Here is a 14,152-nt window from a genome sequence, read left to right as displayed (position 1 = left end):
TCATGCTTTTACCAGCCCTTCTTTTTTCCATATGGCCAGCGTTCTGAGCACACCTTCTGCATGCATCAGGCGCAGTTCGTCATAGGTGTAATCGGTTGTTTTCTTCCGTCCGTCGATCAAGTCGTGGCAACAGTTGCAGGCGATAGCCGCCTGAGTGTCGTCAGGCTTGTATCCTGTGCCGCACATACCCGCCAGCCGGTAATGCGCCAGCACGCTGGTTTCCGGGTTGCCGTTGCAGTAACCGGGGATCCTGACTGTACATTCGCGGCCGCGCGCCTCTTTACGTAGATTCGCCATAATCACCCCCATATCCGATTTCGGGTGCGAGAAGCCGGACGCGGAGGATTTTTGTCCTCCACCAGCTGCGCACTGACGGTCCAGGTGATTAAATCCTGATTCAGGCTGCGCTCGACCCTTACGCCCCGCTGGCGATATTTCGCCATTAGCTCATCAGCCTGCTGAGTTGTGCAGTCGTGATGGTGAAACCATGAATATTTCATCGGCATCACCCCGCGAAGCTTAAAAGCTGGTTTGCGGCGTTCTCGACTTCCAGCTGGCTGTTGAATGAACGGCAGAGGATCCACCGCCAGAGAACATCCAGCGATGCTTTGTACAGTTCCTGAAATTCGCATTCATCCATGCTGGCGAAAGAAATGCTGCGAGGGTGTTTTTTCAGCGTGCCGTCCGGCAGCTGTATGGCTTCATAGTGGCCAGCTTCGACAATGACCCACGCCCGGTAGGCGTCGAAAGATTTGCAAATGCTGATACTACCGGCGCGCTTCTCGGCTATACGGTCGAGGTATTGCTCAGCGGCATCAAGCAACGCCGATTCACTCCCGCCATATGCCGCCAGGTATTTGGCGTAACCTGTGATAAGCCTCCGCTCGTTAGACGAGATCGCTCCGCCGGTAGGTTCCCAGTATTCAAAGCCAAGATTGAGTAAAGAAAAATAGCGGCGATGAAACGCCGGATTGCGGACAAGCTTAAAGTCGGCCTCCAGAACGGCGCCGAGCTTGCATTTTGATTGCAAGAAATCGCTGGTCTCCTGCGTGGCAGGGATCAGTAAACCTTGTGACTGCTTTATTAAGTGCAATTGCGCCATGGTTTCTCTCCGTGGCGCAGTAGGTCAACGGTTGTTCAGGCCGTTGATTTCATATTATCAGAAGGTGGCAAAACTCGGTAGCCAAGTCGTTGAGCAAACTTCATAAATCCATTAAGCGTAAAAATTTCTTCATCTGGCAATAATGGGCGCATCGAAATTATGCCATTAACCCTGTAAACCAGATGCCTTCCTTCGGCCGGGAAGCTACAAATAATGGCACCGTCTGATCTCCTAACAACGTCGTACCAGGAATGATCAGCAGGAACCTCAATACCATCACTCACATTACCCCCTGAGCGACATACAGACGCAAAAATTAAGTCCGGCAACAGCATCAAAGGGACACGCTTACTGCGATACTTTGCAAAATGCCAGTCACCAAAAAGGTGTATCAATAAAACCAGTCGTCGGCGCTTTCCCAGGTCTCCTGTAGAATTTCTGCAATGGTTTCTTTATCACCATCTATGCCACCGAAAACACTGAGCCCATCAGCGCCAGCGCGACGAATAGATAATTTGCAGTCATCGTATTTTTGATTTAATCGCCGAAGGAATTTAGCCTCTAACGCTGGTTCAGCACCGTTAGGCAGTTTTTTAGCTTTGTCGATGGTTACTTCGATTCTCATAGTATCACCCCATTCGATATACTGTATAAATAAACAGTACACCTAACTTACTGAATGTTCAATGTCTTAAGAGCACAAAATGTTAATTTTTGTCAGGAATGGGAAAAGAAAACCCGCCGTAGCGGGTTGATTTTATGGTTTTTTTTAGACAAGAGCTTTATATATGGACAGGAGCATAGGTCGCGATGAACAAAATTCAACCAACTCATGTGAGTTCAAAAGAGTCATTTAGAAGTACATTTTTTAATTACATGGAGGCCAAATATAAGTGTTTAGCGACACTACAATTATTTGATAGAAGCGTCGGAAAGTACGCCATACTCTTTGAATGTTATTTATAGACAGGTTCAAGAAAAAAGATACCTAAGTCATATAGTCCAGGAAAATCCATTTTTATTAAAAAAGTATTATAAATGTCTTAATTGCTAATACCCTTAAGAAAATAATTATGAAAGAGCATGAACTCATAATCACCTCCTTTTTTTCTAACCAGTTCAATTTCAAAATCTGGCCACGGATATTTATAACGCAAAAAAAGACATCTTGACTCAATATCTATCGTACCCTTAAGACCAAAAGAAAAACATTCAACAATATTGTGTTCTTTAATTTTCCTCACTATAACCAACGGGCTTAATTTCTTGTTTTTAAAGCATAAGTTTAGATATGCACGATTGAAGATCACTTCATTTCCTCGTGAATCATTAGCCATGGCAAACCCTCAATCTTCCCTAAGCGATAGACTTAAAAATCAAGTACCAGAAGGCTCTGGTACCTGATGGGCCCCTTTCATAAGAGACAATAGCAGCTTTAATGGAGAAAAGATTTAACTATTTTCAAATTGAGAGTTTTCCAAATAATTTAACCTAAAGCTATATAATGATAAGCGCGCCACATAAATTCACTTCAATAATTTCATTCAACAAATTTCAAACACAGTTGCATTCTCAGCTTTATAATATATATCAGGTGGCGGGTCTTTCTTTTGACATAATTCAGGTAAATTAGCCCTCAGCAAACGGCGGCGGGACGGCATTGCCACAGCGCGCGACCTGCTTATCCTTTGCATATTTCACGCCGCGGTAATCCTGGTCGATGATGTACCATTCGGGGAAGCCCTGCGCCCGGTAGAGCTCGCGCGGCTGCAGCATGCGCATGCCGATATCAACGATTCGGTAAGTCACCCCGCCAATTTCCACCAGTCCGGTGCTATCTTCCCCGCAGTATTCCTGCAGGAACGCCAGCACCTGCTGCGCGCGCTCTTCGTCGTAGTCCTCTACCGCCAGGGTCGTTTTAACCTCTCCCACATGTTGGCCACCGGCGGTGATTGTCGGCATCGGCTCGTCAGTAGTCTGCCCGTCACGACAAGTACCGCGCAGTTTAACCAGATGAGAAGCGACTAATGCGTGGTGATCGACAGTCGTTACTGAATGCGCTGGCTTATCCAGCCCCACTCCGGCGCCCTGATAATTCCCTCCGTAGTGTTTTGCCAGGAATGCACCAACTAAAGCATGTTTCCCGCCACCAGCCACAACGGTTCCCAGCGGCTTATCCAGTCCGGGCACGCGAGGCGCCTGACCGGGCCGTTCTCCGTATCCCATTTGAATGAGTGTCGGCACAACCAGTTGCGATTTACCGCCGCCGCCCGCGGTGATTGTTGCGCTTGGTTCGTCGGCACGGTGTCCGATGCTGGCGCCAAACTGCCGGGCAATGACTGGCGCGACCACACAAGCTCGTGACTGTTTCAGGATGGTGTGAGCGGGTTTATCGATCGGTCGTGGTTTCGCCTGGAACTCACTGCCGCCATTGCCAGCCAGGAACGGCGTGAGCGCGGCTTCGACTAGCCCTAACGCATGACCATTCCCGCCCGGGCGCCTGGACGTGCCAGCGGTCACCGTCGGTACCGGTTCGGTTACTGGCTGCCCGGTGGCGCCGGTGCGGAACTTCGTCAGGTGCGGGACAGCAATCGCATAGCCATGGGTTTTCGTAATCGTCTGCAGCGGATCGTCCAGTGCCTGCCCCCGGAAACAGTCGTATTTACCGCGTGTCGTTGTGTGATTGCACTTCACGATGAACGGCGACGCGCTGTCGATAACAAAGCGCTGGATGCCGCGGGCAATACGTTTCAGGGTATTAACAGCCAGCGACTTTTTGCGATCGAAGATGCTCGGCGCGGGAATAGACCAGTCTATGCATTCCGCAGCTGTTCGCCACGGTGCCAGTTTGCCCGCCTGCACGACGGCAGACTTCGGATCCCCATGGGTGGCTTCCGGCCAGACTATCGGTTGCCCGTCCCGGCGCATCACCATGAAGAACCTCTTACGGATGGTCGGGGCGCCATAATCGCATGCGCGCAGCTCGCGATACTCTACGGTGTAACCCAAACCGTTTACCAGCCGTGTGGCTTCTTCACTATCAAGCGAAATATTCAGAAATTCGCAGCATTCGACCAGCGCCGGATGATCCGCTGAGATGCCAGTGGTCAGCATGCCAATGAATGCCTCAAAAGTTTCGCCAGCGCGGGCAGGATCTGGACGCATTTCACCAGCGAGCAGCGGCCCCCACGTTTTAAATTCTTCAACGTTCTCCAGCTTCATCACTCGGGGTTTAACATCCAGCCCCCAGCGCAGAACCACCCAGGCCAGTCCGCGGATAGCTTTCTCGACAGGCTTGGCCCCTTTTGCTTTGGAAAAATGGCGGCAATTGTGGACGATAACCCCTTCAACAACATAACTTTCATCATCTTCAACGCCAATATTAAAAACGCGCTCAATACGGTTTAAGGGTGTATTCTCTCTTATCGGTGCCCACAAAAGTCCATCATCGTCAAATGTTTGAGTATGATTTTCGCAGACAGCTTCTCGCCACCGCACTTTGTAGCTCGCCCTAGCATTCACCATTCGACCTTCGATTACACAGGTTGGATTGGTGTTCACAAAAACTGTTCCCGAATATCCCAACGTTGATATGAGCTGCTTCATCCCAAATGCCAGCCCTTTTGAAACGGTATTTGCTTCAAACATGCCCCCTTGCTTGGCATCCTGACCATGCCATCCATCAGCACTCATATATCCGTCAATAAAGGCTTTCTTCAGTGCATTGGAAGCTCCATACAGCCAAGCGGGCAGCTTCTTGTATTCAGCCTTATGTCCGAAATGTTTACGCAGCCATTCAACCAAAGCCCGGCTGTTCGCTGTTAACTGACATGCGGTCCGAACCTCCCGCCTGCACCATGATAATTCCCCCTTGATGACTCGGTGGCCCACACGAGGCCACATATTAATGCGTTCTTCCAGTTCATCGACCTCATGCTTACCACAGATTATTACCAATTCCGCCCGTGTTTCGGTTAAACGCGTCCATCCGTCCCCAACATACCGACCGGCCAACCACAGGAGCCGCTCATCAACTGGTAAAAAAGTTCCTTTGGTATACATTGTCATTTCTGGAATAGTCATTTCAGGGACGCTGGTTGGTGTGGCCCAATAATGCCCTTTTTGCACAAGAGATGCGGGAACCCATTCAGCATTGTCGTATTCCGGACGGTATTGCCGGATATTGTTATTCCAAACGTTACGCCGAGCCTTTATATAGAATGGATGCTCTAAACTGCACGTAAGTCCCGGGTGCCCATGCCCTCTGATTTTAGTTGTCGGTCGCTCCGCGTTACTGGTTTCAACAACTTGTCGCCACCGTCGCTTGTGCGTCAAAACAAACTCACCAACGCGAATATCTTCGATCTGCTTGTATCCGCTCTGGGTGAGTACCAACGTGCCGGCTGGGAAACAGTCTGGAGAAAACCAAGCCAGCCCAACCCGGCGGCCGGCGGTCGCAACTTTCGGACGAACCGAATAGCCAAACTTAGCGCGCTCGCAGAACCTGATTGTTGAATAGCATTTTCAATACCAGTCATATGACCTCCTTAGATGACGCAAAGTAAAGCATCAATTTACTATATAGTCAATTTATGACTGCCTATCTAGGAGTAAAGCAATTATTTACAATGAAGCTATGAGCGAAAAAAATCCGACAGAAGGCCTGAAAGCCAGGCTGACAGCATTAAATGCAAAGGGGATCTCCAAGACAGAGATGTCCCGAATTGCTGGCGTCAGTAAACAGGCCGTTTCCGGCTGGTTCAAAACTGGCAGGATCAGCAAGGAGTCTGCACTGGCAATTGCTGATGCCGTTGGCGTTTCCGTACTATGGCTACTTGGAGAGGATGTTGATCAGAAGGATGGACTCAAGCAAGACGAACAGCGCTTACTAGAGCTCTATCGCCAATTGCCAGAGGAAGAGCAACAAAACATGCTCCGCATCTTCGCGATTCGTCTGAAGGAGTTGGACGAGATGTATGAAAAATACATGAACAGACGAATCAAGGGTGGCGTTGATTAACTGCTGTTGATGCAGATAGCTAGGGTAGAAATAGTGAACCACCCTGCATTAAAGTTTAGTAATGATTCTATGCATTTGTTCTTTGTCAACTAGTTAATGCATATCGTACCAATGTAGGGCTTGAAAAAACTTACTTTATTGATTTAAACGGTATTGAATGCATAGTGATGTCAGTTGCTTAAGCAAGTATCACTATAATAATTTTGCAATAAGATGGTATTATTGAGCCTTTATTATGACAAAAAAAATACATAACGATTATTTTAAGTGGTGGTGCGGTACCGTTATCGTAGGGGCAATTCCTATTTTCATTAGGCTGATTGCATTTTTATTAACTAATAAAAATATTGAATTATTTAATATTACTGAATTGGTTTGTTTTGGTTTCTCCATACAAATCTCCAGCATTTATTTTGGAATGGGGAAACCAAGCAAGTTAACTGAAAATAGATTAATAATTAACACAACATTATCTTTAGTTTTTGTTATGCTTTTTTCAATCATTTACATAATGAGCATAATGTCCTCAGATACATTAGAATCATCAACAACTAAAATATTTCTAACTATCACATGCGGCATTTCTTTATTTGTTGGACAAAATTCAGTCAAATGTGCTATTATCAATAACACTATGTTAGCGGAGGAATGAAAAATGGATTTCGAATTTATTTCTCTAACTTTAATCGCAACAGTTATACCTTTAGTGATAGCGTTCATTTCAAATAAAAACCTTAAAGGATTAAGACAAAAAAAAATTGATTTCGATAACATAAGAAATCAAAATAAAGAAAACTTTGAAGCAAAAAAAGATAAACTTAAATTTCACTGACTGGATAATTTATGTCGCTTAAAAATATTGTATACATTGATTACGAAAAAGTATATTCGTTAAGCTCTCAACTTTTTGAAGGGATTATCCAATCTGCCATTGAACAACAAGAATCCACATTATCGAATGTGGATGCATTAGAAATAAAGACTGAAAAAAAGTCAAGTAGCTCAAGCGACACCAATAAACTATCCACGGTGGTTAATCCACATGACTACCATTACCTTAAATTTGAGAAAGAATTAATCCGGCTAGGCTTACTTAGTTCGGTATCTTCAAATGATTTTTCAGCCGAAAAAATAAAATCAGGTTCTTTTATAAAAATAAATGCTAATATCGAAATCGCCGATTATAATAAATTAAAAGACACTACAAATAATTTCACCTCTTTAGGATATGCTATACATTACGTTAATAGATATGAACAACTTGAACAAATTGAAGCCCTTCTAAATGAGAAAGGGCTTACTCAGCCCCATAAAAAAGAGTTAATGAACCTAAAAAGTGAAGTTTTAAAGGGAATAGAAAATGATTCAGCGAAAGAGAAAAAGAAATTTTTTGATAATTTATCAAATGTATTAAGTTACGCTTATGGCGATGAATTAGAGATATCTCAAAGTATTAACAATTATAAATTTACATCTTTTCTTGTTCGTAATTTCTTCAAACTTTCCCCAGAAATGCTAGTTAAGTTATACTCGCGCAAGACAAAATCTCCATTTACAATAGTTGGAATAATCACGCAAAGTCATACAGATTCAAAAAATGAAACAGTGCGTGATGCGAACGATATAAGAGGTGCGGTGTGGAATATGAATGATGCCATGGCAAATCTTGAATCTACTTTTTGCATGCCACATGAAAATGAGTATTTTATAGAGCCAATAGCTCTTTACACTGAAATCTAAATTAACCTCCCGGCCACCGCGCCGGTTTTTATTTCCCCTTCCTCACGAACCTAGCCACATATTGGCTAATCGCCACCTCGTTAGCTAACAGGCTAAACACTGCTCGTGCTTACTTTGCTAGCGATGACACCACGTGGCCTTCATGAAAATAGTCTCGCCCATAATTTCTCCGACTGATGCTTTTCTGACCATATCACACATAGATGTACATCCGCCATGGTGAAAAATTTCATCGTGCAGTACCAGCATTACCTTCCAAGCAAATAAATCAAAACTTGACTTGATTGTAAAGCAATGGTTTACTAACTTTATCACAACAAACCACCCAGGCAGGACGCCCACGAAGTAGCTACCGGCGGTATACGAAGCACCGGATGAGGTGGAGTTATTAACGCGCAGTAGGTAGTAACGTTCCGCTGGCCGGCGACAAGGCAGAGGTTGAAATGAGCAAGCACGGCATCAGAGCCCTGGTCATTTCGGCAGTTATCGGGCTCATCTTCTGGGTTTTATTCATCATATGCATTGCGGGGGTTATCTATGGTTAAAAACTACGCGGATGTGCAGGTTATCGACCTGCTTTGTATCTACGAGATTCAGGGGAAAGAATCTACTTGTGACGCTGACAATCAGGAAGTCGTCATTGAATCTACAACCTACGAATGGTTAACGGGTGCTTTATGACTGGAGGTTTATTCGCCCTGGTGATAACCGTCGGCATGGTCATTGGCGGCAATCAGGATGTTTTGCTGGGTGTCTATGACAGCGAGAAAGAATGCCAGGAAGCCGCAGTTGAGCAAGGTGTAAAAGGCGAATGCCTGCCATTGAAAGGCGTTCTGGCTGAACACCCTGCCGGGTTCACCGCACAGATGTAGGAGTCGTTATGAAGAAACGATGTGCGTATTCAGGTAGCGCCCGCCTTACTGACTTACCAGTTTTGTAATCACTTGCTGGAATAGTCCAGGTTCCCTCCTGTAAATCAAACCATTCCCATTTAGCTGTTCTTATCTCAGTACTCCGGCAACCGGTCAGGATAAGAAACTTCATAATCAGCTGCTGCCTGTACTTCATTTCCGGTAGCGTATTCCAGACCGTTTTGATTTCTTCGTCACTTAACCAGCGATCTTTAACTGCAGCAGTAAGCCCAACGTCAGAACGCCTTAAGCTTTCTATAGGGTTTACGTTAATAACCCCTCGATTGGAGCAGAAACGGAATGTACGCTGCATTAAACCCAGCATCTGACCGGTAACCACCCTTCTTCCCATATCATCAAAAAGGCTTAGCCAGTGTGCCTTCGTTGTCTGGTCAACGATCATGTCACCGAGCACAGGAGCGATATGGTTATTAAAGTCCCGGCGATTAACTTTTATTTTGACCAGTCCTTCTGGAATGCAGTAATACTTTTCCCAGTAGTCGAACGCTTCTTTAACTGTCAGCGCTTCTGTTTTTTTCTGTTTCTCCAGCACTGTTTTCCGTCTCGGATCCAGTCCTTCCGTCAACCACGCCCTGAACTGCTGCCGGCGCTCTCGGGCCTGAGATAATGATATGGTTGGATAATCGCCAATCGTCAGCTGAACGGCTTTCCCGTTCCATCTGTAACGATAAAAGAATGTTATACTGCCGGAAGTAGACAACCTGACATTCAAGCCCTGAGCGTCTGAAATGACCTCAATTTTGTCTCTTTTTTTGCCAAGAGCTTTTCTTAGTTTTGTGTCGGTAAGCAATGTGTACACTCCGGAAGATGATATACACATCAGTGTACACATTATACGTAAATTGATAACCTTCAAATTAATGCAAAATAAAGAATTTTAAAGCACAAAATGACAGTAACATGTTGCTGGTATTGAAGAATTTAAAAAGACATCAATCATGACTAACAAACATAAAACAGGTTTATATGCCCTACGATAGCGTCTATCTGGAGAAGCGCCCGCCGGGTGCGCTGCGCACCGTATGGCGAAAATTCTACGGTGATACAACCGCGATGATTGGCCTGTACGGCTGCGCGGCGCTGATTCTGTTGTGCGTTTTCGGCGGCTGGTTCGCCCCTTACGGCATCGACCAACAGTTCCTCGGCTATCAGCTGCTGCCGCCGTCATGGTCGCGGTACGGCGAAGTGTCGTTCTTTCTCGGTACTGACGATCTCGGTCGCGACGTCCTGAGCCGCCTGCTGAGCGGCGCGGCGCCAACGGTCGGCGGCGCATTTGTAGTGACGCTCGGCGCCGGCCTCCTGGGGCTGGTGCTCGGCGTGATTGCCGGGTCCACTCACGGCCTGCGGTCGGCGGTGATGAACCATATTCTTGACACGCTGCTGTCGATCCCATCCCTGCTGCTGGCCATTATCGTGGTCGCCTTCGCCGGGCCGCACCTTAGCCACGCGATGTTCGCCGTCTGGCTGGCGCTTTTGCCGCGGATGGTGCGTTCGGTTTACAGCATGGTGCATGACGAGCTGGAAAAAGAGTACGTTATCGCCGCCCGCCTTGACGGTGCCTCGACGCTGAATATTTTATGGTTCGCGGTACTGCCGAACATTACCTCTGGTCTGGTCACGGAGATCACCCGCGCGCTGTCGATGGCGATCCTCGATATCGCCGCGCTGGGCTTCCTCGACCTCGGCGCTCAGCTACCTTCCCCGGAGTGGGGAGCGATGCTCGGCGACGCGCTGGAGCTGATTTACGTTGCGCCGTGGACGGTGATGCTGCCGGGCGCGGCCATTATGATTAGCGTCCTGCTGGTTAACCTGCTGGGCGACGGGATCCGCCGCGCAATTATCGCCGGGGTGGAATAATGCCGTTACTCGATATCCGTAATTTAACCATTGAGTTCAAGACCAGCGAAGGCTGGGTAAAAGCCGTCGATCGCGTCAGCCTGACCCTCGCTGAGGGGGAAATTCGTGGCCTGGTCGGAGAGTCAGGCTCGGGTAAAAGCTTAATTGCCAAAGCAATTTGCGGCGTCACCAAAGACAACTGGCGGGTGACCGCCGACCGTATGCGTTTCGACGATATCGATCTGCTGCGTCTCTCAGTACGCGAGCGGCGTAAACTGGTGGGCCACAACGTCTCGATGATTTTCCAGGAGCCGCAATCCTGTCTCGACCCTTCCGAACGGATCGGCCAGCAGCTGACGCAGAATATCCCCGGCTGGACCTTTAAAGGACGCTGGTGGCAGCGCCTGGGCTGGCGCAAGCGGCGCGCCATCGAGCTCCTGCACCGCGTGGGGATTAAAGACCATAAAGATGCGATGCGCAGCTTTCCCTATGAGCTGACGGACGGAGAGTGCCAGAAGGTCATGATCGCCATCGCGCTGGCTAACCAACCGCGGCTGCTGATCGCCGACGAGCCGACCAACGCCATGGAGCCCACGACGCAGGCGCAAATTATCCGCCTGCTGACGCGGTTAAACCAAAACAACAACACCACCATTTTGCTGATCAGTCACGATATGCAGATGCTCAGTAAATGGGCGGACAAAATCAACGTGATGTACTGCGGACAGACGGTGGAAACCGCGCCGAGCGAAGAGCTGGTGACGATTCCTCATCACCCTTACACGCAGGCGCTGATTCGGGCGATTCCCGATTTCGGTAGCGCCATGCCGCACAAGAGTCGGCTCAATACCTTGCCGGGGGCGATCCCACTGCTCGAACAGCTGCCCATCGGCTGCCGGCTCGGGCCGCGCTGCCCTTATGCCCAGCGCGAATGTATCGAAACGCCCCGGCTGGTGGGCGCACGTAACCACCTCTATGCCTGTCATTTCCCGCTGAACATGGAGAAAGAGTGAAATGGTCGAAACATTGCTTGAAGTGCGCAATCTGAGTAAGACCTTTCGCTACCGCACCGGCTGGTTCCATCGGCAAACGGTGGAAGCGGTCAAGCCGCTAAGCTTTACCCTGCGCGAGCGCCAGACTCTGGCAATTATCGGCGAGAACGGATCCGGCAAATCGACGCTGGCGAAAATGCTCGCTGGAATGGTTGAACCCAGCACCGGCGAATTGCTGATTGACGATCGCCCGCTGACGTTTGGCGATTACTCTTTCCGCAGCCAGAAGATTCGCATGATCTTTCAGGATCCGTCGACCTCGCTCAATCCCCGGCAGCGTATTTCGCAAATCCTCGATTTTCCGCTGCGCCTGAATACCGACCTCGAACCCGAAGCGCGGCAGAAGCAGATTATCGAAACGTTGCGAATGGTCGGCCTGCTGCCGGACCACGTCAGCTACTACCCGCATATGCTGGCGCCGGGACAGAAACAACGTCTGGGCCTGGCGCGCGCGCTGATCCTGCGTCCGAAGGTCATCGTCTGCGATGAAGCGCTGGCGTCGCTGGATATGTCAATGCGCTCGCAGCTGATTAACCTGATGCTGGAGCTGCAGGAAAAACAGGGTATCTCCTATATTTACGTGACTCAGCATCTGGGCATGATGAAGCACATCAGCGATCAGGTGCTGGTGATGCATCAAGGAGAAGTGGTCGAACGCGGCAGCACCGCCGACGTTCTGGCGTCTCCGCTGCACGAGCTAACAAAACGCCTGATTGCCGGTCATTTCGGCGAAGCGCTTACTGCCGATGCCTGGCGTAAAGACGGTAAATAATCCGAGGCGTAAATTGCGATGATTGTTCCGGTTCAATTTTCTACCCTCCCCGTGACGCCGTGGAAAAATGGCGGCGGGGAAACGCGCGAAATCGTCAGCGTCGCTTCACCGGACGCGCCGTTTCTCTGGCGCGCCAGCATCGCCACGCTGGAAAATGACGGTCCGTTCTCCCTTTTTCCCGGCGTTGACCGGGTCATCACCCTGCTTGAGGGACAGCCGCTGTGGCTACGAGGCGATGATATCGCCCAGCGCCTTGAGCTCTGGCAGCCGTGGGCATTTGCCGGCGAGTGGCCCCTCGCCAGCGAAGGTATCTCCGGACGCGGCCTGGACTTCAATATTATGACCCAGCGCTCGCGCGCCGCAGCGCGCGTGAACGTCGTCGCGGAAGGACAGCGGCCCGGCGCGGAGGGCATCGCATGGATTCTCCAGGGTAGCTGGCAGTTGGCTGACGCGGTTTATCAGGCCGGCTCCGGGATCTGGTGGCAGAACCAATCGCCCGGCGAGCTGTTACCGCGGTCTGCGGACGCCCGACTTTTACTGGCGGAAATCGTTCGCCGCTAGCGCCATATCGCCACAATTTCAGATGGTATACTCTTGTATACACGGTAGCCAAAGCGCGATATGACGTGGCGGATGGCAGAAAAATATCGTGACACAAGGGGTCGTCAGTGGGATATAATTCCCGGCTAAATTTGAGTTATTTTGAAATGACAACGCTAACTAAATGATTGTTAAAGTAAAAATACGCAATAACGATAAGGATTAAAAGCTATGGGTTTTCTTTCCGGTAAGCGCATTCTGTTGACTGGCCTTGCCAGCAAACTGTCCATCGCCTACGGCATCGCGCAAGCCATGCACCGTGAAGGGGCTGAACTGGCGTTCACCTATCAGAACGAAAAACTGAAAGGTCGTGTGGAAGAATTTGCCGCCGCGCTGGGCTCTAATATCGTCCTGCCGTGCGATGTCGCGGAAGATGAGAGCATCGAATCTCTGTTCACCGAGCTGGCAAAAGTGTGGCCGAAGTTTGACGGTTTCGTCCACTCTATCGGCTTTGCGCCGGCAGACCAGCTGGACGGCGACTACGTTAACGCGGTAACTCGTGAAGGTTTCAAAATCGCTCACGATATCAGCGCCTACAGCTTTGTGGCGATGGCGAAAGCCTGCCGCGGGATGCTGAACCCGGGTTCCGCCCTGCTGACGCTCTCCTACCTGGGCGCAGAGCGCGCCATTCCGAACTACAACGTGATGGGCCTGGCAAAAGCCTCTCTTGAAGCTAACGTGCGCTACATGGCGAACGCCATGGGCCCGGAAGGCGTTCGCGTTAACGCCATCTCTGCCGGTCCGATCCGTACCCTGGCGGCTTCCGGTATTAAAGATTTCCGTAAGATGCTGGCGCACTGCGAAGCGGTCACCCCGATCCGTCGCACCGTCACCACTGAAGACGTGGGCAATAGCGCAGCATTCCTGTGCTCCGACCTGTCTGCCGGTATCTCCGGCGAAGTCGTTCACGTTGACGGCGGCTTCAGCATCGCGGCGATGAACGAGCTGGAACTGAAATAAGTTCTTCACCCTCCTCGCATCCGTGAGGAGGGTTCTTTCCCCTATACTTTCCTGCTGTTATTCCAATCCGCTATTTGTTAGCACGTATCAATATTTTCTCCCGCTCCAGGGTTAAGCCAGGATAGTTCCGCATAGCAT

16 protein-coding genes and 3 pseudogenes are annotated in these 14,152 nt (G+C 49.3%); 11 read left to right on the top strand and 8 right to left on the bottom strand.

Annotation, left to right across the window (positions count from 1 at the left end; all coding sequences use genetic code 11):
* The 7 genes and pseudogenes from KCG39_RS03050 to KCG39_RS27890 form a co-directional block, all read right to left on the bottom strand.
* Positions 1-297 (bottom strand): DUF1364 domain-containing protein, encoded by a 297-nt coding sequence (locus tag KCG39_RS03050; protein ID WP_142467663.1) that lies wholly within the window; start codon positions 295-297, stop codon positions 1-3.
* Between the two features lie 2 nt (positions 298-299).
* Positions 300-506: a hypothetical protein gene (locus KCG39_RS03045; RefSeq protein WP_024359399.1), complete on the bottom strand. Its 207-nt coding sequence runs from the start codon at positions 504-506 to the stop codon at positions 300-302.
* Complete coding sequence (locus KCG39_RS03040; RefSeq protein ID WP_142467664.1) at positions 506-1,102, bottom strand: DUF1367 family protein; 597 nt, start codon at positions 1,100-1,102, stop codon at positions 506-508. The genes KCG39_RS03045 and KCG39_RS03040 overlap by 1 nt, the downstream gene beginning before the upstream one ends.
* A gap of 35 nt (positions 1,103-1,137) precedes the next feature.
* Positions 1,138-1,386 (bottom strand): hypothetical protein, encoded by a 249-nt coding sequence (locus KCG39_RS03035; RefSeq protein ID WP_104897250.1) that lies wholly within the window; start codon positions 1,384-1,386, stop codon positions 1,138-1,140.
* Positions 1,387-1,493: 107 nt separating this feature from the next.
* A complete protein-coding gene (locus KCG39_RS03030) occupies positions 1,494-1,727 on the bottom strand; it encodes a DinI-like family protein (protein ID WP_142467665.1) in 234 nt (77 codons plus the stop codon).
* Between the two features lie 919 nt (positions 1,728-2,646).
* Positions 2,647-4,432 (bottom strand): annotated as a pseudogene (locus KCG39_RS03025) (DNA cytosine methyltransferase); the annotation flags it as partial.
* 24 nt (positions 4,433-4,456) lie between these two features.
* Positions 4,457-4,627, bottom strand: a pseudogene (locus tag KCG39_RS27890) (hypothetical protein); the annotation flags it as partial.
* Positions 4,628-5,738: 1,111 nt separating this feature from the next.
* On the opposite strand from KCG39_RS27890, the gene KCG39_RS03015 reads away from it, so the two are divergent.
* From KCG39_RS03015 to KCG39_RS02990, 6 genes are all read left to right on the top strand, one after another.
* Positions 5,739-6,122 (top strand): helix-turn-helix domain-containing protein, encoded by a 384-nt coding sequence (locus KCG39_RS03015; RefSeq protein WP_142467668.1) that lies wholly within the window; start codon positions 5,739-5,741, stop codon positions 6,120-6,122.
* 235 nt (positions 6,123-6,357) lie between these two features.
* A complete protein-coding gene (locus tag KCG39_RS03010; protein WP_142467669.1) occupies positions 6,358-6,774 on the top strand; it encodes a hypothetical protein in 417 nt (138 codons plus the stop codon).
* A gap of 3 nt (positions 6,775-6,777) precedes the next feature.
* On the top strand, positions 6,778-6,954 hold the full coding sequence (locus KCG39_RS03005; protein WP_185910484.1) for a hypothetical protein: 177 nt from the start codon (positions 6,778-6,780) through the stop codon (positions 6,952-6,954).
* Positions 6,955-6,965: 11 nt separating this feature from the next.
* Positions 6,966-7,862, top strand: coding sequence for a DUF6414 family protein (locus KCG39_RS03000; RefSeq protein WP_142467670.1), 897 nt, complete (start codon positions 6,966-6,968; stop codon positions 7,860-7,862).
* 537 nt (positions 7,863-8,399) lie between these two features.
* Positions 8,400-8,543, top strand: coding sequence for a hypothetical protein (locus KCG39_RS02995; RefSeq protein WP_185910485.1), 144 nt, complete (start codon positions 8,400-8,402; stop codon positions 8,541-8,543).
* Positions 8,540-8,734, top strand: coding sequence for a DUF1482 family protein (locus tag KCG39_RS02990; RefSeq protein ID WP_142467671.1), 195 nt, complete (start codon positions 8,540-8,542; stop codon positions 8,732-8,734). Before KCG39_RS02995 ends, KCG39_RS02990 begins: the two co-directional genes overlap by 4 nt.
* Positions 8,735-8,741: 7 nt before the next feature.
* Here KCG39_RS02990 and KCG39_RS02985 read toward each other — a convergent pair.
* A pseudogene (locus tag KCG39_RS02985) lies at positions 8,742-9,614 on the bottom strand (tyrosine-type recombinase/integrase); the annotation flags it as partial.
* 146 nt (positions 9,615-9,760) lie between these two features.
* On the opposite strand from KCG39_RS02985, the gene sapC reads away from it, so the two are divergent.
* From sapC to fabI, 5 genes are all read left to right on the top strand, one after another.
* Positions 9,761-10,651, top strand: coding sequence for a putrescine export ABC transporter permease SapC (sapC, locus tag KCG39_RS02980; RefSeq protein ID WP_142467673.1), 891 nt, complete (start codon positions 9,761-9,763; stop codon positions 10,649-10,651).
* Complete coding sequence (gene sapD / locus KCG39_RS02975) at positions 10,651-11,643, top strand: putrescine export ABC transporter ATP-binding protein SapD (protein ID WP_004121219.1); 993 nt, start codon at positions 10,651-10,653, stop codon at positions 11,641-11,643. The genes sapC and sapD overlap by 1 nt, the downstream gene beginning before the upstream one ends.
* A gap of 1 nt (position 11,644) precedes the next feature.
* Positions 11,645-12,454, top strand: a complete 810-nt coding sequence (gene sapF, locus KCG39_RS02970; protein ID WP_004121221.1) for a putrescine export ABC transporter ATP-binding protein SapF — start codon at positions 11,645-11,647, stop codon at positions 12,452-12,454.
* Positions 12,455-12,472: 18 nt separating this feature from the next.
* Entirely contained in the window at positions 12,473-13,015 is a 543-nt protein-coding gene (locus KCG39_RS02965; RefSeq protein ID WP_049112426.1) for a HutD/Ves family protein, read from the top strand.
* Between the two features lie 210 nt (positions 13,016-13,225).
* Positions 13,226-14,014 (top strand): enoyl-ACP reductase FabI, encoded by a 789-nt coding sequence (gene fabI, locus KCG39_RS02960; protein ID WP_004121225.1) that lies wholly within the window; start codon positions 13,226-13,228, stop codon positions 14,012-14,014.
* Positions 14,015-14,152 lie beyond the last annotated feature (138 nt).

The sequence above is a fragment of the Klebsiella pasteurii genome, assembly GCF_018139045.1.
Lineage (GTDB): Bacteria > Pseudomonadota > Gammaproteobacteria > Enterobacterales > Enterobacteriaceae > Klebsiella > Klebsiella grimontii.
Note: the sequence above shows the minus strand (reverse complement) of the source record. Positions and strands in the feature narration are given on the sequence as shown.

Coding starts and splice junctions, on each gene's coding strand:
- KCG39_RS03010 (WP_142467669.1), top strand. CDS start 6,358: ATGACAAAAAAAATACATAACGATTATTTTAAGTGGTGGTGCGGTACC.
- KCG39_RS03045 (WP_024359399.1), bottom strand. CDS start 506: ATGCCGATGAAATATTCATGGTTTCACCATCACGACTGCACAACTCAG.
- sapD (WP_004121219.1), top strand. CDS start 10,651: ATGCCGTTACTCGATATCCGTAATTTAACCATTGAGTTCAAGACCAGC.
- KCG39_RS03050 (WP_142467663.1), bottom strand. CDS start 297: ATGGCGAATCTACGTAAAGAGGCGCGCGGCCGCGAATGTACAGTCAGG.
- KCG39_RS03000 (WP_142467670.1), top strand. CDS start 6,966: ATGTCGCTTAAAAATATTGTATACATTGATTACGAAAAAGTATATTCG.
- KCG39_RS03040 (WP_142467664.1), bottom strand. CDS start 1,102: ATGGCGCAATTGCACTTAATAAAGCAGTCACAAGGTTTACTGATCCCT.
- KCG39_RS03005 (WP_185910484.1), top strand. CDS start 6,778: ATGGATTTCGAATTTATTTCTCTAACTTTAATCGCAACAGTTATACCT.
- KCG39_RS02995 (WP_185910485.1), top strand. CDS start 8,400: ATGGTTAAAAACTACGCGGATGTGCAGGTTATCGACCTGCTTTGTATC.
- KCG39_RS03015 (WP_142467668.1), top strand. CDS start 5,739: ATGAGCGAAAAAAATCCGACAGAAGGCCTGAAAGCCAGGCTGACAGCA.
- sapC (WP_142467673.1), top strand. CDS start 9,761: ATGCCCTACGATAGCGTCTATCTGGAGAAGCGCCCGCCGGGTGCGCTG.
- KCG39_RS03030 (WP_142467665.1), bottom strand. CDS start 1,727: ATGAGAATCGAAGTAACCATCGACAAAGCTAAAAAACTGCCTAACGGT.
- KCG39_RS02965 (WP_049112426.1), top strand. CDS start 12,473: ATGATTGTTCCGGTTCAATTTTCTACCCTCCCCGTGACGCCGTGGAAA.
- fabI (WP_004121225.1), top strand. CDS start 13,226: ATGGGTTTTCTTTCCGGTAAGCGCATTCTGTTGACTGGCCTTGCCAGC.
- KCG39_RS02990 (WP_142467671.1), top strand. CDS start 8,540: ATGACTGGAGGTTTATTCGCCCTGGTGATAACCGTCGGCATGGTCATT.
- sapF (WP_004121221.1), top strand. CDS start 11,645: ATGGTCGAAACATTGCTTGAAGTGCGCAATCTGAGTAAGACCTTTCGC.